Annotated in this window: 16 protein-coding genes; 11 read left to right on the top strand and 5 right to left on the bottom strand. The window is 65.2% G+C overall.

Annotated features, from left to right (window positions below; translation table 11 throughout):
• Positions 1-55: 55 nt before the first annotated feature.
• A complete protein-coding gene (locus tag ACSZPK_RS08240) occupies positions 56-1,159 on the bottom strand; it encodes an AraC family transcriptional regulator (RefSeq protein ID WP_437880941.1) in 1,104 nt (367 codons plus the stop codon).
• Between the two features lie 244 nt (positions 1,160-1,403).
• Here ACSZPK_RS08240 and phbB point away from each other — a divergent pair, with 244 nt between their 5' ends.
• The 7 genes from phbB to ACSZPK_RS08205 all read left to right on the top strand — a co-directional run bounded on the left by phbB (position 1,404) and on the right by ACSZPK_RS08205 (position 11,624).
• Complete coding sequence (gene phbB / locus ACSZPK_RS08235) at positions 1,404-2,150, top strand: acetoacetyl-CoA reductase (RefSeq protein WP_437880940.1); 747 nt, start codon at positions 1,404-1,406, stop codon at positions 2,148-2,150.
• 57 nt (positions 2,151-2,207) lie between these two features.
• Positions 2,208-3,386 carry an acetyl-CoA C-acetyltransferase gene (locus tag ACSZPK_RS08230; protein ID WP_437880939.1) on the top strand — a complete coding sequence of 393 codons (1,179 nt, stop codon included), beginning with the start codon at positions 2,208-2,210 and terminating at the stop codon, positions 3,384-3,386.
• 81 nt (positions 3,387-3,467) lie between these two features.
• On the top strand, positions 3,468-5,162 hold the full coding sequence (gene phaC, locus ACSZPK_RS08225; protein ID WP_437880938.1) for a class I poly(R)-hydroxyalkanoic acid synthase: 1,695 nt from the start codon (positions 3,468-3,470) through the stop codon (positions 5,160-5,162).
• Positions 5,163-5,187: 25 nt separating this feature from the next.
• Positions 5,188-6,261 carry an HlyD family secretion protein gene (locus ACSZPK_RS08220; RefSeq protein ID WP_437880937.1) on the top strand — a complete coding sequence of 358 codons (1,074 nt, stop codon included), beginning with the start codon at positions 5,188-5,190 and terminating at the stop codon, positions 6,259-6,261.
• A complete protein-coding gene (gene rbbA, locus ACSZPK_RS08215; RefSeq protein ID WP_437880936.1) occupies positions 6,258-9,002 on the top strand; it encodes a ribosome-associated ATPase/putative transporter RbbA in 2,745 nt (914 codons plus the stop codon). Before ACSZPK_RS08220 ends, rbbA begins: the two co-directional genes overlap by 4 nt.
• A gap of 1 nt (position 9,003) precedes the next feature.
• Positions 9,004-10,119: an ABC transporter permease gene (locus ACSZPK_RS08210; protein WP_437880935.1), complete on the top strand. Its 1,116-nt coding sequence runs from the start codon at positions 9,004-9,006 to the stop codon at positions 10,117-10,119.
• 128 nt (positions 10,120-10,247) lie between these two features.
• A complete protein-coding gene (locus tag ACSZPK_RS08205) occupies positions 10,248-11,624 on the top strand; it encodes a TolC family outer membrane protein (protein ID WP_437881018.1) in 1,377 nt (458 codons plus the stop codon).
• A gap of 216 nt (positions 11,625-11,840) precedes the next feature.
• Here the strand turns inward: ACSZPK_RS08205 and ACSZPK_RS08200 are convergent, their stop codons facing one another.
• From ACSZPK_RS08200 to ACSZPK_RS08190, 3 genes are read right to left on the bottom strand one after another with little or no spacing between them, the layout of a single operon-like run.
• Positions 11,841-13,049: an acetate/propionate family kinase gene (locus tag ACSZPK_RS08200; protein WP_437880934.1), complete on the bottom strand. Its 1,209-nt coding sequence runs from the start codon at positions 13,047-13,049 to the stop codon at positions 11,841-11,843.
• Entirely contained in the window at positions 13,046-13,984 is a 939-nt protein-coding gene (locus ACSZPK_RS08195; protein ID WP_437880933.1) for a bifunctional enoyl-CoA hydratase/phosphate acetyltransferase, read from the bottom strand. The genes ACSZPK_RS08200 and ACSZPK_RS08195 overlap by 4 nt, the downstream gene beginning before the upstream one ends.
• Positions 13,981-16,545: a DUF3141 domain-containing protein gene (locus ACSZPK_RS08190; protein WP_437880932.1), complete on the bottom strand. Its 2,565-nt coding sequence runs from the start codon at positions 16,543-16,545 to the stop codon at positions 13,981-13,983. Before ACSZPK_RS08190 ends, ACSZPK_RS08195 begins: the two co-directional genes overlap by 4 nt.
• Positions 16,546-16,876: 331 nt before the next feature.
• Between ACSZPK_RS08190 and ACSZPK_RS08185 the strand changes: the two genes are divergently transcribed.
• The 3 genes from ACSZPK_RS08185 (at position 16,877) to ACSZPK_RS08175 (ending at position 19,901) form a co-directional block, all read left to right on the top strand.
• Positions 16,877-17,452, top strand: a complete 576-nt coding sequence (locus tag ACSZPK_RS08185; protein ID WP_437880931.1) for a phasin family protein — start codon at positions 16,877-16,879, stop codon at positions 17,450-17,452.
• Positions 17,453-17,610: 158 nt separating this feature from the next.
• A complete protein-coding gene (gene xthA, locus ACSZPK_RS08180) occupies positions 17,611-18,423 on the top strand; it encodes an exodeoxyribonuclease III (RefSeq protein ID WP_437880930.1) in 813 nt (270 codons plus the stop codon).
• A 110-nt stretch (positions 18,424-18,533) separates the two neighbouring features.
• Positions 18,534-19,901, top strand: a complete 1,368-nt coding sequence (locus ACSZPK_RS08175) for a phosphate ABC transporter substrate-binding/OmpA family protein (protein WP_437880929.1) — start codon at positions 18,534-18,536, stop codon at positions 19,899-19,901.
• A gap of 18 nt (positions 19,902-19,919) precedes the next feature.
• On the opposite strand, the gene ACSZPK_RS08170 is transcribed toward ACSZPK_RS08175, so the two are convergent.
• Positions 19,920-21,137: an acyl-CoA dehydrogenase gene (locus tag ACSZPK_RS08170; RefSeq protein ID WP_437880928.1), complete on the bottom strand. Its 1,218-nt coding sequence runs from the start codon at positions 21,135-21,137 to the stop codon at positions 19,920-19,922.
• A 129-nt stretch (positions 21,138-21,266) separates the two neighbouring features.
• On the opposite strand from ACSZPK_RS08170, the gene ACSZPK_RS08165 reads away from it, so the two are divergent.
• A complete protein-coding gene (locus tag ACSZPK_RS08165) occupies positions 21,267-22,214 on the top strand; it encodes a LysR family transcriptional regulator (RefSeq protein ID WP_437880927.1) in 948 nt (315 codons plus the stop codon).
• Positions 22,215-22,220: the final 6 nt, after the last annotated feature.

The raw sequence follows: 22,220 nt of genomic DNA, 5'->3' as shown, positions 1-22,220 counted from the left end.
ATCGTCTTACCTCACACCTCGTGCCCGCGAAACGTATGGCACAGCGCGTTGCGCGTCAGCATGAACACGCCTCGCCGCAACGACAGGCGCACGGGGAACGCTCGTCGCCCCCCTGTTGCTCATCGAGATCGTCACCGTCGGTGCCGTCCGCCAGCGCCCCGTCGCCGAGCCGATAGCGCCCTGGCGACATGCCGAACCAGCGCAGGCAGGCCTTGTGGAAGCTGCTCTGCTCGAGGAAGCCGAGGCGCTCGGCCACCTGCGCCAGGCCGTCCCGGGTGTGGCGCAGGTAATGCTCGGCCAGTTGCCGTCGCACGGCGCCGAGCACATCCTTGAATTGCACGCCCTCACGTTCCAGGCCGCGTTGCAGGGTGCGTTTGCTGACACACAGCGCTTTCGCCACCAACTCCATATCGCAGCCGCCCCGATCCAGGTTCTCGGTGATCAATGTGCGGACTCGCGCGACCAGCGAATTGCCGCACAGCAGACTCAGGCGGGCCTCGGCAAAATTCTCGTGCAGTGCGGCCAGCGCTTCGTTGGCCGTGCTCAGTGGCGCCAGCAGTTCCCGTGTGCCGAATAGAATGCTGAGCTGGACCACCCCGAAATGCAGTGGGCAGTCGAACAGGCGCTGGTATTCGGAAATATCCGCTGGCGGCGGGTAGTCGAATTCGATTGCCAGCGGCTGCGGCAGGTTGCCGCCGGTCAGCCAGCGGCAGAATCCCAGCAGCGCGGCGACACCGGCATCCGAAAACTGCCTGGGACGGGTGATACCCGCTTCGGGGTGCTCCTCGAACGATAGTCGATGACAACCCTGCTCCCGGGAGAAGAGCACGGTAACGCCATTGCCGAGTAACGGCATGAAACGCACCAGACGCTCCAGCGCCTCCTTCAGGTTGGGGCTGGACATCATCACGTAACTCACCAGGTGGAAACTTCCCGGCAGGAAATTCGCGTAGCTCTTGAGACCGATATTGGCGTTGCCTGACTCGATGGCCGCCAACTCCAGCAGGCGGTAGATCGTCCTGCGCCGGAAAAAGCCATCCGCCTGCTGCAGGCGTTGCCTATCCAGTCCGGCGTCACGGCACAGGCGCGCCACATCCAGGCCTTCGGCCATGAAGGTGTTCACCAGAAGCGCGGCAAAACTAGCACTGACCCTGTACATGCTGCCCTTCCTCATAAGACGCCACGCCCGCGACCCAACGCCTGCGTGTCTGCCTGACGCATGCTACATGCGACAAAACCACCGCTGTTGATCCAGATTAAGGATCAGACGACTTCTCGAGACTAATGTCCCCGGATGCCAGCACTGGCACGAAATGACAGTCGAGTGTCGTCGAGGAACGTTTCCGACGAGTGACATGCTGCCGAATACTGGGCCACATGCCCACTCACAAGGAACGAAGCACATGGGAACCTCCAATCGCATCGCACTGGTCACCGGCGGCATGGGCGGCATCGGCACTGCCATCAGTCAGCGCCTGTACAAGGACGGTTTTACCGTGGTCGTCGGCTGCAGCCCCGACTCCAGCCGCAAGAATGCTTGGATCGCCCGGCAACTCCAGGCCGACTATCACTTCCACTGCGTCGACTGCGACATCACCGACTGGGAGTCCACTCGCCAGAGCTTCGAGTTGGTTCGCGAGAACCTCGGGCCCATCGACGTGCTGGTCAACAATGCCGGCATCACTCGCGACGCCAGCTTTCGCAAGCTGACCGTGGAAAACTGGAAGGCGGTGATCGATACCAACCTGAGCGGTCTGTTCAACACCACCAAGCAGGTCATCGAAGGCATGCTGGCCAAGGGCTGGGGACGGATCATCAATATTTCCTCGATCAATGGCCAGCGTGGCCAGTTCGGCCAGACCAACTATTGCGCGGCCAAGGCCGGCATCCATGGCTTCAGCATGGCCCTGGCCCGCGAAGTCACCGGCAAGGGCGTCACCGTCAATACCGTTTCCCCCGGCTACATCCAGACCGACATGACCGCGGCGATGCGCCAGGACATTCTCGAGGGCCTGGTCGCCGGCATCCCGCTCGGCCGCCTGGGCAAACCCGAGGAGATCGCCTCGATCGTCGCCTGGCTGGCCTCGGAGGAATCCGCCTATGCCAGCGGCGCGGACTTCTCGGTCAATGGCGGCATGAACATGCAGTAGCGCCACGCGCAGACACAGTGTTCCCCCTCCCTTCAGGTTGCAGAAACGGAAGTGCATATGAACGATGTCGTCATTCTCGCCGCCAGCCGCACCGCCATCGGCAGTTTCCAAGGTGCGCTGGCCGGCATTCCCGCCGCCGACCTGGGCGCCGCGGTAATCAAGCAGTTGCTACAGCAAACCGGGCTGGACCCGGCTCAGGTCGACGAGGTGATCCTCGGCCAGATCCTCAGCGCCGGCAGCGGGCAGAATCCGGCGCGCCAGGCGGCGATCAAAGCCGGCCTGCCCCATACGGTGCCGGCACTGACCCTGAACAAGGTCTGCGGCTCCGGGCTCAAGGCGGTGCACCTGGCCGCCCAGGCGATCCGCTGCGGCGACGCCGAACTGGTCATCGCCGGCGGCCAGGAGAACATGAGCCTGGCCCCCTACGTACTGCCCAAGGCCCGTACCGGCCTGCGCATGGGCCATGCCGAACTGCTCGACAGCATGATCAGCGACGGCCTGTGGGATGCCTTCAACGACTACCACATGGGCATCACCGCCGAGAACCTGGCGCAGCGCTACGCCATCAGCCGCGAAGCCCAGGACGCCTTCGCCGCCGCCTCGCAGCAGAAGGCCGTGGCCGCCATCGAAGCGGGTCGTTTCCGCGACGAGATCACGCCGATCCTGATTCCCCAGCGCAAGGGCGAGGCCCTGGTTTTCGAGCGCGACGAACAGCCCCGTCCGGGCACCACGGCCGAATCCCTGGCCAAGCTGAAAGCGGCCTTCAAGAAGGACGGCAGCGTCACCGCCGGCAATGCCTCGACGCTCAACGACGGCGCCGCCGTGCTGTTGCTGGCCAGCGCCGCCAAGGCCAGCGCCCTGGGCTTGCCGGTGCTGGCGCGGATCAAGGCCTATGCCAGCGCCGGTGTCGATCCGGCGTTCATGGGCATCGGCCCGGTGCCGGCCACCCGCCGCACCCTGGAGAAAGCCGGCTGGACGCTGGAAGACCTCGACCTGGTCGAGGCCAACGAAGCGTTCGCCGCGCAATCCCTGGCGGTCGCCGAGGAACTGCGCTGGGATTGCGAAAAAGTCAACGTCAATGGCGGTTCCATTGCTCTGGGTCATCCCATCGGCGCATCCGGTGCACGCATTCTGGTCACCCTGGTGCACGAACTGATACGTCGCGACGCCAACAAGGGGCTGGCCACTCTGTGTATCGGTGGCGGCCAGGGCGTGGCGCTGGCCATCGAGCGCTAGTCACCCGCGTAGTTCGAGAGCATGCCAAGCCTGCCTGATCGGCAGGCGCGGCTTTTGTCTTTTCAGTGCAGATGGACGTTCATGGACAATTCCTTCAGCGGCTATTGGTCGGGCCAGGCGCCCTTCAGCGCCAGCTTCGCCATACACCAATTGCGCCTGTGGGTAGCCAGCAGCCCCTGGTTCGACGGGTATCGGCACGATGCCTGGTTCGAGCTGCCCGCCGAGCGCCTGGAACAGTTGCAAAGCGACTACCAACAGCAGTGGAGCACCCTCGGCCAGCGCCTGCTGAGCAGCCAGCCATTCAGTTTCGACGACCGGCGATTTGCCAGCGGCAACTGGAGCGACCCGCTGTTCGGCTCCCTCGCCGCCTTCTACCTGCTCAACTGTTCGTTTCTGCTGCAACTGCTCGATGCCCTGCCGATCGACGAGGAAAAGCCGCGCCTGCGCCTGCGCTACCTGGTCGAGCAGACGCTGGCCGCCAGCGCGCCGAGCAACTTCCTGATCAGCAATCCCGACGCCTTGCAGCGCCTGCTGGAAACCCAGGGCGCCAGCCTGTTCAACGGCCTGCTGCACCTGGGCAGCGACCTGCGCGAAGGCAAACTGCGCCAGTGCGACCAGGGCGCCTTCGAGGTCGGTGTCAACCTCGCCATCACCCCCGGCGAGGTGGTGTTCGAGAACGCCATCTTCCAGTTGATCCAATACCGGCCATTGGGCGAGAGCCAATACCAGCGGCCGTTGTTCATCGTGCCGCCGGCGATCAACAAGTACTACATCCTCGATCTGCGCCCGGAGAACTCGCTGGTTCGCCACCTGCTGGAACAGGGCCACCCGGTATTCCTGATGTCCTGGCGCAACTTCGGCCAGGCGCAATCCGGGCTGACCTGGGACGAGCTGATCCAGGACGGCGTGATCAGTGCCTTGCGGGTCACCCGGGCGATCAGCGGCGAGCGCCACCTCAACTGCCTGGGGTTCTGCATCGGCGGCACCCTGCTGAGCACCGCCCTGGCGGTGCTCGCCGCCCGGGGCGACAAGGACATCGCCAGCCTGAGCCTGCTGGCGACCTTCCTCGACTACCGGGATACCGGGCCGATCAGCGTCTTCGTCGACGAGCAACTGGTGGCCTACCGCGAGCGCACCATCGGTGGCCAGGGCGGCGCCACCGGCCTGTTCCGCGGCGAGGACATGGGCAATATCTTTTCCCTGCTGCGGCCCAACGAGCTGTGGTGGAACTACCATGTCGACAAGTACCTCAAGGGCGATAAGCCACTGCCCCTGGACCTGCTGTTCTGGAACAACGACAGCACCGACCTGCCCGGCCCCATGTACTGCTGGTACCTGCGCCACACCTACCTGCAGAACGACCTGAAATCCGGCGAACTGGACTGCTGCGGGGTCAAGCTCGACCTGAGTGCCATCGAGGCGCCGGCCTACCTGCTGGGCACCCACGACGACCATATCGTACCCTGGCGCAGCGCCTACGCCAGTACGGCCCTGCTGTCCGGCCCCTGCCGTTTCGTGCTGGGTGCCTCCGGGCATATCGCCGGGGTGATCAACCCGCCAGCCAGACAGAAGCGCCACTATTGGCTGAACGAGCATATAACGCAGGAGCCCGACGCCTGGTTCGCTGCCGCCGAACAGCATCCCGGCAGTTGGTGGCACGACTGGTTCGCCTGGCTGGCCGACCATGCCGGCCCGCGCCGCGCCGCCGTCATGCAGATGGGCAATGCCGAGTATCCGGCCCTGGAGCCCGCGCCTGGCCGCTATGTAAAGCAATGAACACCTGGATTTGGGAAGTCGACTGATGAAGCAGCAGCACAGGAAAAACCTCACCCGTGTGGCGGTCGTGGCCGCCTTGGTCGCCGTTGCCGCCCTGGTCTGGATGAAGGTACGCCCAAGCGGACTGGGAGAGGGTTTCGCCAGTTCCAACGGCCGTATCGAAGCCACCGAGGTGGACGTGGCCAGCAAGCTGGCTGGCCGGCTTCTGCAAATCGAGGTCGATGAAGGCGATTTCGTCGAAGCCGGGCAGATCCTCGCGCACATGGATACCCAGGTACTCGTGGCGCAGTTGAACCAGGCCCAGGCCCAGGTACGCCAGGCGCAGAACGCCATCGGTACGGCCCACTCCCAGGTCACCCTGCGGCAAAGCGAGAAAATCACCGCCGAAGCCGTGGTGCGCCAGCGTCGCGCCGAACTCACCGCCACGCAGAAACGCCATGACCGCACCGCGATCCTGGTCAAGCGCAATGCCCTGCCACTCCAGCAACTGGACGACGACCTGGCTGCCCTGCAGAGCGGCCAGGCCGCCCTGGCCGCCGCGCAATCCCAGGTGGTCTCGGCCCAGGCCGGCATCGAGGCCGCGCAATCCCAGGTGATCGAGGCCGAATCGGCGGCGCAGGCCGCCCAGGCCAGCGTCGAGCGCCTGCAGGCCGATATCGAGGACAGTCAATTGAAGGCGCCGCGCAGCGGCCGCGTGCAATACCGTATCAGCCAGCCCGGCGAAGTGCTCGCCGCCGGCGGCAAGGTGCTCAACCTGGTCGACCTCAACGATGTCTACATGAACATCTTCCTGCCCTCGCAACAGGCCGGCCGGGTCGCCCTCGGTTCCGACGTGCATCTGGTGCTGGATGCGGCGCCGCAGTATGTGATCCCGGCCAAGGTGACCTTCGTCGCCAGCAGCGCGCAGTTCACGCCGAAGACCGTGGAGACCGCCAACGAACGCGAGAAACTGATGTTCCGGATCAAGGCGCGGATCGACCCCGACCTGCTCAAGGCGCATCTGGACCAGGTCAAGACCGGCGTCCCCGGCATGGCCTACCTGAAACTCGACGATGCCGCCGAATGGCCGCAAGACCTGCAGATCCGGATTCCACAATGACGCAGAGCCCCTCCGTCGTGGCGCAGTTGCTCGATGTCAGCCTGCGCTACGGCCAGACCTGCGCGGTGGATCGCGTCAGCCTGGAGATTCCCGCCAGGCGCATGATCGGCCTGATCGGCCCGGACGGGGTCGGCAAGTCCAGCCTGCTGGCGCTGATCGCCGGTGCGCGCAAGCTGCAGGAAGGCACGGTGCGGGTGCTCGACGGCGACATGGCCGACGCCGGCCACCGCCGCGCCATCTGCCCGCGCATCGCCTATATGCCCCAGGGCCTGGGCAAGAACCTCTACCCGACCCTGACCGTGTTCGAGAACCTCGATTTCTTTGGCCGGCTGTTCGGCCAGGACGCAGCGGAGCGCAAGGCACGCATCGCCGATCTGGTGCAGAGCACCGGCCTTGCGCCCTTCACCGAACGCCCGGCGGGCAAGCTGTCCGGCGGCATGAAGCAGAAACTCGGGCTGTGCTGCGCGCTGATCCACGACCCGGACCTGTTGATCCTCGACGAACCCACCACCGGCGTCGATCCGCTGGCGCGCAACCAGTTCTGGGAGCTGATCGAGCGCATCCGCAAGCGCCGTCCCGGCATGAGCGTGCTGGTCGCCACCGCCTACATGGACGAAGCCCAGCGCTTCGACTGGCTGGTGGCCATGGACGACGGCCAGGTGCTGGATACCGGCACCCCCGGCGAACTGCTCGAGCGCACCGGCAGCGACAACCTGGAAGAAGCCTTCATCGCCCTGCTGCCCGAAGCCAAGCGCAGCGGCCACCATGCCCTGGTGATTCCACCACGCCCGGCGGCCAACGGTGAGAACGCGGTGGCCATCGAGGCGCACGGCCTGACCTGCCGCTTCGGCGATTTCGTCGCCGTCGATCACGTGGACTTCCGCATCGAACGTGGGGAAATCTTCGGCTTCCTCGGCTCCAACGGCTGCGGCAAGTCGACCACCATGAAGATGCTCACCGGCCTGCAGCCGGCAAGCGAAGGCGAAGCCTTCCTGTTCGGCCAGCCGGTCGATCCCAGGGACATCGAAACCCGTCGCCGGGTCGGCTACATGTCCCAGGCCTTTTCCCTGTACAGCGAGCTGAGCGTGCTGCAGAACCTCGACCTGCACGCCCGGCTGTTCCACATTCCGGCACAGCAGCGGGCTGGCCGCATCCAGGCAATGCTCGACAGATTCAGCCTGCAAGGCGTCGCCGAGCAACTGCCGGCCGACCTGCCCCTGGGCGTGCGCCAACGCCTGTCGCTGGCGGTGGCGGTGATCCACAAGCCGGAAATCCTGATCCTCGACGAGCCCACCTCGGGGGTCGACCCGATCGCCCGCGATGGTTTCTGGGAACTGCTGATCGACCTGTCGCGCCAGGATGGCGTGACCATCTTCATTTCCACCCACTTCATGAACGAGGCACTGCGCTGCGACCGCATGTCGATGATGCACGCCGGCCGGGTGCTGGACAGCGATACGCCGCAGGCGCTGATGGACAAGCGCGGCCTGGCCACCCTGGAAGAGACATTCATCGCCTACCTGCGCGATGCCGCCGGCAACGACGAAAGCCCCCCGGAGGCCGCGCCGGACATAGCGTCAGAAGGCTCGGGCAGCCCCGCCGGCGCGCCGAGATCACGCTTCAGTCCGCGCCGCCTGTACAGCTATACCCAGCGCGAGTCCATGGAACTGCGCCGCGACCCGATCCGCGCCACCCTGGCCCTGCTCGGCACGGTGCTGCTGATGTTCATCATGGGCTACGGCATCAGCCTGGACGTGGAGAACCTGAACTACGCGGTGCTCGACCGCGACCAGACCACCACCAGCGCCGCCTACGCCCTGAACATCGCCGGCTCGCGCTACTTCGTCGAGCAAGCGCCGCTGCGCGACTATGCCGACCTCGACCAGCGCATGCGCAAGGGCGAGATCAGCCTGGCACTGGAGATTCCGCCCGGCTTCGGCCGCGACCTCAAGCGCGGCGAGGTGCCGCAGGTGGGCTTCTGGGTGGATGGCGCCATGCCGACCCGCGCCGACACCGTCAAGGGCTACGTGCAGGGCATCCACCAGAGCTACCTGGAGGAACTCGCCCGCGCTTCGACCCAGGCGGTGGCGGCCAGTCCGTTCGACATCACCCTGCGCTACCGCTACAACCCCGACGTGCAGAGCCTGCCGGCCATGGTGCCGGCGGTGATCCCGATCCTGCTGATGCTGATCCCGGCCATGCTCACCGCCCTCGGCGTGGTACGCGAGAAGGAACTGGGCTCGATCACCAATTTCTACGTCACCCCGGTGACCCGCCTGGAATTCCTGCTCGGCAAGCAGTTGCCCTACATCGGCCTGGGCATGATCAACTTCTTCATGCTGGTGGCCCTGTCGGTGCTGGTGTTCGACGTCCCGGTCAAGGGCAGCATGCTGACCCTGACCATCGGCGCCCTGCTCTACGTGATCTGCGCCACCGGCCTCGGCCTGCTGATGTCGTCGATCCTCAACAGCCAGATCGCCGCCATCTTCGGCACCGCCATCGCCACCCTGCTACCGGCGACGCAGTTCTCCGGCCTGATCCACCCGGTATCGGCCATGGAAGGCGCCAGCGCCTTCATCGGCAATATCTATCCGACCAGCCACTTCCTGACCATCAGCCGTGGCGTATTCTCCAAGGCCCTGGATTTGCACGACCTGTACCTCTATTTCATTCCCCTGCTGTTGACCATTCCCGTGCTGACCCTGCTCAGCGTCGCCGGCCTGAAGAAGCAGGAGCATTGAGATGCGCAAACTGAGCAATATCCTGCAACTGGGCATCAAGGAGCTGCGCAGCCTGTACCGCGACCCGGCGTTGCTGCTGCTGATCGTCTACGCCTTCACCCTCGGCATCTACTCCAGCGCCAGCAGCGTGCCGGAAGCCCCGCACCGCGCCACCATCGGGGTGATCGACGAGGATCGCTCGCAGTTGTCCCAGCGCATCGTCGCGGCCTTCCAGATGCCCTACTTCATCGCCCCGAAATCGATCACCCTGAAGGAAATGGACAGCGGCATGGATGCGGGCCTCTACACCTTCACCCTGAACATACCGCCGAACTTCCAGCAGAATCTGCTCGCCGGGCGCCAGCCGAGCATCCAGCTCAACGTCGACGCCACCCAGGTCAGCCAGGCCTTCACCGGCGCCGGGCATATCCAGCAGATCATCAGCGACGAGGCCAGCGGGTTCCTGCAGCGCACGCGCGGCGCGGCGACCCAGTCGGTCGAGGCGGTGGTGCACATGAACTACAACCCCAACCTGGTACGCGCCTGGTTCGGCTCGGTGAACGAAGTGATCAACCAGATCACCATGTTGTCGATCATCCTCACCGGCGCCGCGCTGATCCGCGAACGCGAGCACGGCACCATCGAGCACCTGCTGGTGATGCCGGTCACGCCGTTCGAGATCATGTGCGCCAAGGTCTGGTCGATGGGCCTGGTGGTCCTGACGGCCTCGGCCATCGCCCTGACCCTGGTGGTCGAGGGCTGGCTGGAGGTCCCCATACCGGGCTCCATCCCGCTGTTCCTGGGCGGTGCGGCCCTGCACCTGTTCGCCACCACCTCGATGGGCATCTTCTTCGGCACCCTGGCCCGCTCGATGCCGCAACTGGGCCTGCTGATCATCCTCGTGCTGATACCGCTGCAAATCCTCTCGGGCGGCATGACGCCCCGTGAAAGCATGCCGGAGGCCGTGCAGCACATCATGCTGCTGGCGCCCACCACGCATTTCGTCGAGTTGGCCCAGGCCATCCTCTTCCGCGGTGCGGGCAGCGCCATCGTATGGCCCCAACTGGTGGCGCTGGCCATCATCGGCGGCCTGTTCTTCGTCGGCGCGCTGTCGCGGCTGCGCAAATCATTGCACTAGGTAAGGATCGATCGATGCCGAAGCGCCACTCACACCCGACTCCCCTGCCCACGCGCGGCACGCAAGCTGTCGCCCCGCTGTCTGGCAGCGCCGCGCTGGCGCTGCTCGTCGCCTGCGCGTCAAGCGCAATGGCCTGGGCGGACACGGCCCCGCTGCCGGTGCGCGCCGACCTGATCTCCGTGTACCAGGAGGCAGCCGCCAACAACGCCGACCTGGCCGCCGCACGCGCCGACTACCAGTCCCGCCGCGAAGTGCTGCCACAGGCCCGCGCCGGCCTGCTGCCGAACCTCAGCGCCAGCGCCCAGATCAACGATACCCGCAGCGCCCTGCAGACCCCGTCGGCGACCCTCGCGCGCAGCGGCAGCTTCTACCAGGCCAACCTCAGCCAGCCGCTGTTCCGCGCCGATCGCTGGTTCCAGCTGCAGGCCGCCGAGGCGCTCAGCGAGCAGGCCGCCCTGGAGCTCTCGGCCAGCGAACAGAACCTGATCCTGCAAAGCGCAGAAGCCTACTTCTCGGTGTTGCGCGCCCAGGACAACCTGGCCTCGACCAAGGCCGAAGAGACCGCCTTCAGGCGCCAGCTCGACCAGGCCAACGAACGCTTCGAGGTCGGCCTCTCGGACAAGACCGACGTGCTCCAGGCCCAGGCCGGTTTCGACACCGCCCGGGCCAACCGCATCATCGCCCAGCGCCAGGTCGACGATGCCCTTCAGGCCCTGGTGACCCTGACCAACCGCGACTACCGCAGCATCGAGGGCATCCAGCACAGCCTGCCGATCCTGGCGCCCGTGCCCAATGACGCCAAGGCCTGGGTCGATACCGCCGCCGCCCAGAACCTCAACCTGCAGGCCAGCAACTTCGCGGTCGCGGCCGCCGAGGAGACCCTGCGCCAACGCAAGGCCGGCCACGCCCCGACCCTCGACGCGGTGGCCAGCTACCAGAAAGGCGACAACGACAGCCTTGGCTTCACCAATACCGGCATACCCGGCGACCCGGTCTACGGCAACGACGTGTCGCAACGCAGCATCGGCCTGCAACTGAACATCCCGTTGTACAGCGGCGGCCTGACCAGTTCCCAGACACGCGAGGCCTATCAGCGCCTGAGCCAGTCCGAGCAACAGCGCGAAGGCCTGCGCCGGGAAGTGGTGCAGAACACCCGCAACCTCCACCGTGCGGTGAACACCGATGTGGAAACGGTACAGGCGCGCAAGCAGTCGATCATTTCCAACCAGAGTGCGCTGCAAGCCACGGAAATCGGCTACCAGGTCGGCACGCGCAACATCGTCGACGTGCTCGACGCCCAGCGCCAGTTGTACAGCGCGGTGCGCAACTACAACGACGCGCGCTACGACTACATCCTCAACAACCTGCGCCTGAAGCAGGCCGCCGGCACCCTCAGCCCGGAGGACCTGCAAGCCCTGGGTGGCTACCTGAAGCCGGACTACGACCCTGATCGCGATTTCCTGCCGCCGGATGCCTCATCCCGCGCAGCCAACGCCCCCCTATGACCGAGGGGCTCTGAGTTTTGTGTAACCGGATCAGATGAGCAAGACGCCCCCATCACCGACGAACTGCTGGATCAGCTCCTGGCCAACCACCAGAACCCTGAAACAGAAAGGCAGCGCTGACAGCCTTTACGATCGACCACGAAGGCCGACGCCCGGACACAGTCCCCTACCACAGGCCGTATTTACCGATCAGGGACAGGCGTTGCGGGGTGAAACTTATGGGCTGGACTCCTGGTACAGACGCCAGGCATGGCGGGCAATCATGCTTTCCTCGTCGGTGGCGACCACCAGCAGCGGCCGCGCGCTGTCGCTGCCGGAGATCCGCTCGGCATGCCGGTCGTTGGCCGCTGCGTCCAGGCGTAGGCCGAACAGCGGGGCCAGGTGCGTGACCACCTGGCGGCGCAGCTCGGCATCCTTCTCGCCGATGCCGGCGGTGAACACCAAGGCGTCCAGACCGCCGAGGCTGACAGCCAGGCAGCCGATCTCCTGGGCGATGCGGTAGGCGTAATAGTCGATGGCCAGTTGCGCACGCGGCGCGGTGCTGGCGCGCAGGCTGCGCATGTCGCTGCTGACCCCGGAAATACCGAGCAAGCCTGACTGGTGATAGAGCATGTGTTCCAGGCTGCGGGCATCTTCGCCGTTCGCCAGCAGGTGCAGCAGGACGCCGGGGTCCAGGGCGCCGCAGCGGCTGCCCATAGGCAGGCCATCCAGGGCGCTGAACGCGGTGGTCACCTCGACGCTCCTGCCGCCCTCGATGGCGCACAGGCTGGAGCCGTTGCCCAGGTGGGCGATCACCAGCTTGCCGGCGGCCAGCGCCGGCGATTGCTTTTGCAGGTACTGGCTGATGTATTCGAACGACAGACCGTGGAAGCCGTAGCGGCGGATACCCTGTTCATAGAGGGCATAAGGCAGGCCGAAGAGTTGGCTGGGCAGGCTACGCCCGACATGGAAAGCGGTATCGAAACAGGCGACCTGGGGCAACTCCGGCTGGCTGTCGAGTAGCGCCTGGATTGCCGCCAGGTTGTGTGGTTGATGCAGCGGTGCCAGGGGTTCCAGTTCGCGCAGGCGTGCCAGCTTCTCGGCATCGATGCGCAGGGGGGCACTGAACGCCGCGCCGCCATGCACCACGCGATGGCCGACCAGTGCCAGGCGCTGGCCCCGTAGGTGTTCGCCGAGGGCCAGGTGGATCTGCCGGAAAGCCGCCTGCATGTCACCGATCTGCTGTGCGCTGAACGAGCGCTCGCAGACGCTGCTGCCGTCCGCCAGGATGACCCGCAGCCGCGGCTGGATGCCGATACCGTCCAGCTTGCCGCGGGCCAGCAGCACGGGTTCGGTCTCGCCGCGCCGACCGGCGAACAGGCCGGTCTTGATGCTCGACGAACCGGCATTGATGGTGAGGATCAGTTCCTCCTGGCGCGCGCTCATGTCAGCGCCTCGACCGCCAGTGCCGTGCGCCTGGCCTCGGCCAGCAGCACGCCGAGGGCGCAACTGGCGATGCGCGCGCGGACGCTGTCGGCCCGGCTGGTGAGAATGACCGGTACGCGGGCGCCGAGGACGATGCCGGCCGCTTCGGCGCCGGCCAGGTAAATCAGTTGCTTGGCCAGGATATTGCCGGCCTCCAGATCCGGGGCGAGGAGGATGTCCGGATCGCCGGCGACCTCGGACTGAATACCCTTGAGGCGTGCCGCTTCGGCGCTGATCGCGTTGTCGAAGGCCAGGGGGCCGTCGAGCAGGCCACCCTGGATCTGCCCGCGCCGCGCCATCACCACCAGCGCCGCCGCTTCCAGGGTCGAGGGCAATTTGGCGGTGACCGTCTCCACCGCCGACAGCAGCGCCAGCTTCGGCCGCTCGACGCCGAGCACGTGCAGCAGGTCGATGGCGTTGCGGCAGATATCCGCCTTGTCGTCCAGGCTGGGAAAGATATTCACCGCCGCGTCGGTGACGAACAGCGGTTTGTGGTAGCTGGGCACGTTCATCGCGTACAGGTGGCTGAGGCGCCGCTCCGTGCGCAGGCCGCTGTCGCGGGCGATCACCGCCTGCAACAACTCGTCGCTGTGCAGGCTGCCTTTCATCAGCAGTTCGGCGCGGCCGGCACGCACCAGCTCGACCCCGCGCGCGGCGGCGGCATGGCTGTGTTCCACGGATTCCAGCGGCCAGCCGGCGATATCCAGGCCTGCCGCCGCCGCGGTGCTCTCGATCCGGTGCCGCGGGCCGACCAGGATCGGTGCGATCAGCCCGGCGTCCGCGGCTTCCAGCGCACCGCGCAAGGCGCCGGCCTCGCAGGGGTGGACCACGGCGGTGGGCACCGGGGCGAGGCCGGCGCAGCGCAGCAGCAGATCCTGATAGTGATCCTGGCTCATTGGTCGGTACCTGCTGGGTCGTTGGCCAGGCGCTTGCGCCTGCGGGCGTTGGCCGGGCCAGGGGCACCGGGGTCAACCGGTTCGCCGTCCTGTGGTGTACGGCTCTCGGTCGTTACCTTGGCCGTGGCGGCCTTGCCTCGACGTGTCCTGGCGGTGGTCGCTTTACCGGCGCCGGCCGCTTTTGCGGTCTTGTCGGTGGCGTTGGCTGGTCGAGCGTGTGCGCTGTCGGAAGCGGCCTGCTCAGTCGTGTCGCCGGCTGTCGCGTCCGTGGCGGTCGGCGACTCGACGGGAGGCAGGGCGAAGTCGGGCATGGGGCGTTCGAGCACGCGGTGCAGTTCGCGCCATAGTTCACCCACGGCGCCCTCGGCGGTGTGCAGTTCCGGCACCAGCTGGATGACGGCGTCCAGCACCTGCTGGCGCTCGCTCGGCGTGCGCAGCAACAGCGGCAGGCTGCTCAGGCTCTGCGCGGGGTGGGCAAACACCAGCAGGCCTTGCAGGCGCACACTGTCGCGCAGGGCGATGGGGTCGAGGGCGAGCTGTTGCACGAGCTGGCGGCCTTGCTGGGTGAGGCGCTCGATCCGCTCCTTGCTGATGCCATGGCTGGTGCTGCCGAGCAGGAACAGGATGCGTGCGAGGGCTTCCAGCCGACCGCCACGCGGCAGGGCATCGTGCAGCCGCGCGATCAGCGCTTGATCCTGGACGCTGGCGCGCTTCTGCGGATTCTGCGCTTTTTGTCCACCGGTGAGCGTGCTCAGTCCGCCATAGAAACCGTGGAAGCACAGTTCTTGGATCGCATCGCGCAGGTCGCGGTAGCCATCCAGCTGCGCTTCGACGAAGTTGGAAGACAGTGCCTGCCAGGCCAGCAGCGGATTGTCCGCGGCCACCGTCCGACGATTGCCACGCACCTGTTCGGCGGAGCCGGCCAGCCACCAGAGCGCCGGGTTCAGGCTGCTCCAGAACACCTGTTGCTGGTGGAAGGGATGCGCCTTGCGGATGACCTCGGCCATGGGTTCGTTGATCAGTTGGCGCATCGTCGGGCGCACGAACCAGTCGTAGAGGGTGCTGTTGAGTTCCGAGAGGCGGTCGACCAGGGCGAATTCACGCTCGTCGTCGCGCTCGTCCTGGTCGTGGCTGAGGATATCGGCGATGCGCCGGGATTCGAAGTGCACCTGATACTTCCGCCCGTCTTCGGCGGCTGCCGGCAAGTCGTCGATCAGCAGTTCGTACAGACCGGCCGGCAGCGCGCCGATGCTGTCGATGGCGCCCAGCAGTTCGCGGTGCTCGCGGCGGGCCACCTGGCCCGAGACGAAGATGCCCAGGTGGCCGATGCTGGCGTGGCGCAGGTAGACGATGGTGCGTCCGGCGCTGCGCAGGGCCAGGTCGCTGGGATAGACGTCGGCGATCCAGTTCAGCGCCTGCTGTGGCGGGGTGATGTTGTCGCCATAGGAGCAGAACACCACCACCGGCGCTTCGATGCGCTTCAGGTCGATTGCGCCGCTCTTGCTGCGCCCGAAGCTGCCGGCCAGGCGGTTGCCGATGAACAGGTCGTCGACGATGGTCTCTATTTCCTCGCTGTTGAGCAGCGTCGGGCTGCCCCACCAGCGTTCGAAGTCGAGAAAGCGCGGCGCCTCGCTGTCGACCTGGCTGAACAGGTTGTAGTACTTGCTCCAGTGGGTGTTGGCCGGGTTCAGGCTCTCGAAGTTGCTGACCAGCCAGGCGCCGTCGAAGCGACCGTTGCCGAGGTCGCTGCCCAGCCGCGTCATCCAGCTGCCGCCGAGCAGGCCGCCGGCGTAACGCATCGGGTTTCTGCCATTGACCCCGGCCCAGTACGCCAGCGGCGCGCCATTGATGATCACCAGGCCCGGCAGTTCCGGGCGGGCGGCGGCCAGCCCCATCAGCGCCCAGCCAGCCTGGCAGTTGCCGATGATCACCGGCTTGCTGGTATCGGGGTGGCGGGCGCGGACCGCCTCGATGAAATGCGCTTCGGCCTCGGCGATATCGGCCAGTGTCTGTCCTGGTGCGGGAAAGTGGCTGAAGGCGATGAAGTAGGTGGGATGCCCGGCCCTCAGGCTTTCACCGATCTCCGAGTCTTCCTTGAAGCCGCCGATGCCGGCGCCGTGGCCGCCGCGAGGATCGACGATGATCACTGGCTGGCGGCTGTCGTCGCTTGGCTGGTTGGCCCCCGGGAGTATCCGCAGCAACGAGTAGTTGACCGGGTGGGGCAAGTCGTGGCCATCGATCAGCAGTTCGTGGTCGAACTTGAGCAGCAACGGGTACCCCGCGCGCTCATGGGCCAGGGTGTTGTCGCCCCGCTGGCGCAGGGTGTCGAGGAACAGCAGGCTGCGCTGGCCGAAATCGGCCAGGTATTCCCAGCAATCGCTGATGCTGGGCTGGCGCAACTGACCAGCACGAACGGGCGCAAGGATATGTTCCTGGCGCTGGCGCAAGGCGCCGAGGAGGATCTGCACGTGCAGGCGATGCAGTTCGCCTATGTGCTTGAACAGGCCGTGAAACGATGCATAGTGGTCTTCTTGCTTTGCAAAAAAACTTTCCTGGGTCATGACCGTCTCCCATAGCCGGCAGGTCTACGAGCCGTAGGCCTGGCATAGGCTGCCCGTTCAGATTGGCTCGATTTTCGTCGGTTTCGGCGAATGATCTCTTATAGCCAATGCTTGTGACTGATGCAAAGTTTTTTGTGCATCGCACAAAATCGCTTGCAAAGCTTTTTTTGCGGCGCAAGAATCGAATGGCGCGCCTGGCTGGCGCCCCCATCGTTCCACCTTCAGGTGCGAAGCCGAAACACCGAAGCTCGTGAGTCGGCACTGCGCACGGTTGTCCTGGAGGCGGAGTCAGGCCCTATACCGAGCCATCCCGTTGCCTGGAGACCCAACCATGTCCTTTTTCGATACGGAAAAACTGCACAGCACCCAGAAAGCCAACCTCGACCTGTTGCAACAGATCAGCAGCAAGGTATTCGAGGGTGTCGAGCAGCTCAGCCAATTGCAGTTCAAGACGCTGCGCGCCTCGAGCGACGATCACTTCGACAGCTTCCGCAAGCTGCTCTCGGCCCGCGACCCGCAGGCTTTCGCCGAGCTGCAGGCCTCCTTCGCCCGGCCCACCGCCCAGGCCGAACGTCTGCTGGAGTTCAATCGCCAGGTGTACGAACTGATTTCCGGCACCCAGTCGGAAATCGCCAAGCTCGCCGAGCGGCAGATCGAGACGGGCGCCAAGCAGGTGCAGGAACTGGTGGAGGTGATCGCCAAGAACGCCCCGGCCGGGGCCGAGCCGGCGGTGGCGGTACTCAAGTCGGCGCTGGAGAGCGCTGGTAGCGTCTACGAAAGCGCGCAGAAGGCGGCGAAGCAGGCGGCGGAAATCGCCGAGAACGGTATTGCCGCGGCCGCTTCTGCGGCTGGCCAGGCGACCCGTGAAGCCGGCAAGGCGGCGGGCGGTTCGCGCAAGCAGGCCTGACAGGCTGTGGCCTGAAACATCAGCCCGGCGGTTTCATGCCACCGGGCGCGCGACGGGCTTAGGGTCTGTTGCCGTTTCGTCGCGACAACGCGGCTTGCGCCGAAACGTCAACAGACCCTAGCATCGCCCTTCTACATTCTTGCCGGTAATCGCTTTCCATGAAGATCGTTTCCTTCAACATCAACGGCCTGCGCGCCCGTCCTCACCAGTTGCAGGCGCTGATCGAAAAACACCAGCCGGATGTGATCGGCCTGCAGGAAACCAAGGTCAGCGACGATCAGTTCCCCGAAGAGGAAATCCGCCAGCTCGGCTATCACGTGCACTACCACGGGCAGAAAGGCCATTACGGCGTCGCCCTGCTCTCGCGCCAGGAACCGCTGGAAATCCACAAAGGCTTCCCGGATGACGACGAGGACTCGCAGCGGCGCTTCATCTACGGCACCTTCGCCGATGCCCAAGGCAATTCGGTAACGGTCATGAACGGCTACTTCCCGCAAGGTGAAAGCCGCGACCATCCCACCAAGTTCCCGGCCAAGGAGCGCTTCTACGCCGACCTGCAGCGACTGCTGATCAGCCGTTTCCTGCCTGACCAGGCCCTGGTGGTCATGGGCGACATCAACATTTCGCCCGAAGACATCGACATCGGCATCGGCGAAGCCAATCGCCTGCGCTGGCTGAAGACCGGCAAGTGCAGCTTTCTGCCCGAGGAACGCGAGTGGCTGGCGACCCTCAAGGGCTGGGGCCTGGTCGACAGTTTCCGCCACCTCAACCCGGCAGTGAACGACCGTTTCAGCTGGTTCGACTACCGCAGCCGTGGCTTCGAAGACGAGCCCAAGCGTGGCCTGCGCATCGATGTGATCCTCGCCACCCAGGTTCTCCAGGCACGCTTCAAGGACGCCGGGGTGGATTACCAACTGCGCGGCATGGACAAGCCCTCCGACCATGCGCCGATCTGGCTCGAGCTTGCCTGACAGCCCCTGAGCAAGCGCCTCTATCACGGGGCTCTCGCCCGTAACGGAACTGCAATCATTCCGACTTAATCTGCGCGGCATCTTCTCCCTGAGCACAAGGTAGCCGTCGCATGTCGCGTACACGATCGAGCAGCGATCAACACATCTGGAGCCGAGCCTGTACCTGGTTGACGCTCGGTTTCATCTGCTACGCGATGCCCTGGTCGGTATTCGCCGCAGAACCGATCACGGTGCTGCGCATCCAGGGCTCCAACACCATTGGCGCCAAGCTGGGCCCGGCCTTGATCAAAGGCCTGTTCGAGCAACAGCAACTGAGCAATGTGCGGGTTGAAAACACGGCTATAGAAAACGAGCAGCAGGTGCTCGGTGTCGATGCCAAGGGCCGCACCCTGCGTATCGCCATCGCTGCCCACGGCTCCAGCACGGGCTTCACCGCCCTGCTCGACGGCAGCGCCGACCTGGCCGCCGCCTCGCGGCCGATCAAGGACAGCGAAGTCGCCGCCCTCGCCGCCCAGGGCGACATGCGCAGCCCCGCGGCGGAGCAGGTAATCGCCATCGACGGCCTGGCGATGATCGTCAATCCAGGCAACTCGCTCGATTCACTGACCACCGATCAACTGGCCAGCATTTTCTCCGGCCAAACCCAGACCTGGGAGCAGCTCGGCGGCAAGGGCGGGCCAATCGACCTCTATGCCCGCGATGACAAGTCCGGCACCTACGATACCTTCAAGGAACTGGTGCTCGCCGCCCACGGCAAATCGCTCGCCAGCTCGGCGAAGCGTTTCGAGTCCAACGACCAGCTCTCCGACGCCGTCAGCAGCGACAAGCGCGGCATTGGCTTCACCGGCCTGCCCTCGGTGCGCCAGAGCAAGGCACTGGCCATCGCCGACGGCCAATCGCGCGCAATGCCGCCGAGCGTGACCCTGATCGCCACGGAAGACTATCCCCTGTCACGGCGCCTGTTCTTCTACCTGCCGCCCGCCAGCACCAACAGTTGGGCCAAGGCCCTGGTCGAGTTCGCCCACAGCCCGGCCGGCCAGGCCCTGGTGGAAAAGAACGGCTTCATTTCGCAGACCGTCCAGGCGGTCAAGGTCGAGCCGCTCGCCGGCATGCCGGCCAATTACATGAAGCTGGCCAAGGACGCCCAACGCCTGTCGGTCAACTTCCGCTTCAAGGAAAACAGCGCGACCCTGGACAACAAGGCACAGCGCGACATCAATCGCCTGCTCGACTACCTGCAAACAGCCGGGAAAAAGCAGCACAAGGTCGTGCTGGTCGGTTTCGGTGACCCGAAGAGCATCCCATCGCGCGCGGCATTGCTGTCCAAGCTGCGCGCGATGGCGGTACACCGCGAGCTGATCAGGGCCGACGTGATCGTCAAGGAAGTGATCGGCATGGGTGACCAGTTGCCGGTAGCCGCCAACTCCGCGGACGACGGCCGCGAGAAGAACCGCCGCGTCGAAGTCTGGGTGTACTGAGCAGCGCGAAAGCCTGAATCAGCGCGCCTGGCGCGGCAGGTACCTGCCGATTTCGTGCTTGCCGATGGCCGCCCGGTGTACCTCGTCCGGGCCGTCGGCCAGGCGCAACGTGCGCTGCATGGCGTACCAGTAGGCCAGCGGAAAGTCATTGGAAACCCCGGCACCGCCGTGCAACTGAATCGCCCGGTCGATGACCTTCAAGGCCACGTTCGGTGCCACCACCTTGATCTGCGCGATCTCGCTGGCGGCCACCTTGTTGCCCACGGTATCCATCATGTATGCCGCATTGAGGGTCAACAGGCGCGCCTGGTTGATCTCCATGCGCGATTCGGCGATCAGGTCGAGGTTACCGCCCAGGCGCGCCAGTGGCTTGCCGAAGGCCGTGCGTGACGCCGCGCGCTGGCACATCAGTTCCAACGCGCGCTCGGCCATGCCGATGGAGCGCATGCAATGGTGGATGCGTCCTGGGCCAAGGCGCCCCTGGGCGATCTCGAAGCCTCGCCCCTCGCCCAGCAGCACATTCTCGTAAGGCACCCGTACGTCCTCGAACAGCACCTCGGCATGGCCATGCGGGGCATCGTCGTAACCGAACACCGGCAGCGGGCGCAGCACCTTGACCCCTGGCGTGTCCAGCGGCACCAGGATCATCGAGTGCTGCTGATGGCGAGGCGCCTCGGGATTGCTCAGGCCCATGAAGATCATGACCTTGCAACGTGGGTCGCAGGCACCGGAGGTCCACCACTTGCGACCATTGATGAGCCACTCGTCCCCGTCCCGGCGGGCATTGGCCTGCATGTTGGTCGCATCCGAGGAGGCGACATCCGGCTCGGTCATGGCGAACGCCGAGCGAATCTCACCCGCGAGCAACGGCTCCAGCCATTGCCGTTTCTGCGCCTCGCTGCCGTAGCGCACCAGCACCTCCATGTTGCCGGTATCCGGCGCGGCGCAATTGAACGGTTCGGCGCCTATCAACGAACGGCCCATGATCTCGGCCAGCGGCGCGTATTCGATAGTGCTCAGACCCGCGCCGTATTCGGAATCCGGCAGGAACAGGTTCCACAATCCCTCGCCCCTGGCTTTGCCTTTCAGGTCCTCCATGATCGCCGTCGGTTGCCAGCGATCCCCCTGGGCAACCTCCTCCTCGAAGATTTTCTCGGCCGGGTAGACGTAGGCATCCATGAATGCCGTGACACGCTCACGCAACGCCTCGACCTTGGGTGAATAGGCGAAGTCCATGGCAACCTCCTTGCTGGATGAACCTAAACCCTACAAGCGCAACAAAAAATTACCTAATCCATTTCCGCCGCTTATTAACATCCATCAGCGATATGCGATGCCCATAACAACAACAGCCGGGACAAGCTCATGAACCTGAACAAGGTCGACCTCAACCTCTTCATCGTGTTCGACGCGATCTACAGCGAAGCCAACCTGACCCGCGCCGGACAAATCGTCGGCATTACCCAGCCAGCCGTATCCAACGCCCTCGCCCGCCTGCGCGAGACCTTCAACGACCAGCTCTTCGTCCGTACCGCCCAGGGCATGGTGCCAACCCCCATGGCGCAGAACATCATCGGACCGGTACGCAACGCCCTGCGTTTGCTGCGGATCTCGGTGCAGGAAAGCCGTACCTTCAATGCCCGCGAGGCGACCAAGGCCTACCGCATCAGCATGACCGATATGATCGAGTCCGTGCTGTTGCCACCGCTGTTCCAGCGCCTCCGGCGCCTGGCGCCATCGGTGAGCATCGAGAGCCTGTTGAGCAAGCGCCGTGAAACCACCTCCGAACTCGCCGCCGGGCGCCTGGACTTCGCCATCGACGTGCCACTCAACACCGACCCACAGGTGCGCCACGTCAAGCTGATGGAGGAACGCTACGTCTGCGCTGTGCGTGTCGGTCATCCATTGGCCAAGGAGCGCTTGAGCCTGGATGAATACCTGTCGCTGGCACATATCCAGATTTCCAGCCGGCGCAATGGCCTGGGCTACGTCGACCTGGCACTGGGCAAGCTTGGCCAGCAAAGGCGCGTCGCCTTGCGTTCGCAACACTACCTGATGGCCGGCTCGGTGGTGCAAAGCACCGATATGTCGATGACGGTGCCCGAGCGCATCGCCCGTCGCCACGGCCTGCACTACATGGCGCTGCCCGTGAATGACGTGCCCGCCCTGGAAAGCCATCTGTACTGGCATGAAAGCACCGATCAGGACCCGGCCAACCGCTGGATGCGCGAACAGCTCATCGAGCTGGCCGAGCAGATCAATAGCCAGGAGAAACGCCTGCCGAGAAGCGTGGAGCATGCTGCGCTGGCGTGATGGCAC

This window comes from Pseudomonas sp. LRF_L74 (genome assembly GCF_965644255.1).
Classification (GTDB): domain Bacteria; phylum Pseudomonadota; class Gammaproteobacteria; order Pseudomonadales; family Pseudomonadaceae; genus Aquipseudomonas.
This window is presented reverse-complemented; position numbering and strand designations above follow the sequence as displayed.

Excerpts from the sequence above, each read along its gene's own strand:
- ACSZPK_RS08240 (WP_437880941.1), bottom strand. The coding sequence starts at position 1,159 with ATGTACAGGGTCAGTGCTAGTTTTGCCGCGCTTCTGGTGAACACCTTC.
- phbB (WP_437880940.1), top strand. The coding sequence starts at position 1,404 with ATGGGAACCTCCAATCGCATCGCACTGGTCACCGGCGGCATGGGCGGC.
- ACSZPK_RS08230 (WP_437880939.1), top strand. The coding sequence starts at position 2,208 with ATGAACGATGTCGTCATTCTCGCCGCCAGCCGCACCGCCATCGGCAGT.
- phaC (WP_437880938.1), top strand. The coding sequence starts at position 3,468 with ATGGACAATTCCTTCAGCGGCTATTGGTCGGGCCAGGCGCCCTTCAGC.
- ACSZPK_RS08220 (WP_437880937.1), top strand. The coding sequence starts at position 5,188 with ATGAAGCAGCAGCACAGGAAAAACCTCACCCGTGTGGCGGTCGTGGCC.
- rbbA (WP_437880936.1), top strand. The coding sequence starts at position 6,258 with ATGACGCAGAGCCCCTCCGTCGTGGCGCAGTTGCTCGATGTCAGCCTG.
- ACSZPK_RS08210 (WP_437880935.1), top strand. The coding sequence starts at position 9,004 with ATGCGCAAACTGAGCAATATCCTGCAACTGGGCATCAAGGAGCTGCGC.
- ACSZPK_RS08205 (WP_437881018.1), top strand. The coding sequence starts at position 10,248 with ATGGCCTGGGCGGACACGGCCCCGCTGCCGGTGCGCGCCGACCTGATC.
- ACSZPK_RS08200 (WP_437880934.1), bottom strand. The coding sequence starts at position 13,049 with ATGAGCGCGCGCCAGGAGGAACTGATCCTCACCATCAATGCCGGTTCG.
- ACSZPK_RS08195 (WP_437880933.1), bottom strand. The coding sequence starts at position 13,984 with ATGAGCCAGGATCACTATCAGGATCTGCTGCTGCGCTGCGCCGGCCTC.
- ACSZPK_RS08190 (WP_437880932.1), bottom strand. The coding sequence starts at position 16,545 with ATGACCCAGGAAAGTTTTTTTGCAAAGCAAGAAGACCACTATGCATCG.
- ACSZPK_RS08185 (WP_437880931.1), top strand. The coding sequence starts at position 16,877 with ATGTCCTTTTTCGATACGGAAAAACTGCACAGCACCCAGAAAGCCAAC.
- xthA (WP_437880930.1), top strand. The coding sequence starts at position 17,611 with ATGAAGATCGTTTCCTTCAACATCAACGGCCTGCGCGCCCGTCCTCAC.
- ACSZPK_RS08175 (WP_437880929.1), top strand. The coding sequence starts at position 18,534 with ATGTCGCGTACACGATCGAGCAGCGATCAACACATCTGGAGCCGAGCC.
- ACSZPK_RS08170 (WP_437880928.1), bottom strand. The coding sequence starts at position 21,137 with ATGGACTTCGCCTATTCACCCAAGGTCGAGGCGTTGCGTGAGCGTGTC.
- ACSZPK_RS08165 (WP_437880927.1), top strand. The coding sequence starts at position 21,267 with ATGAACCTGAACAAGGTCGACCTCAACCTCTTCATCGTGTTCGACGCG.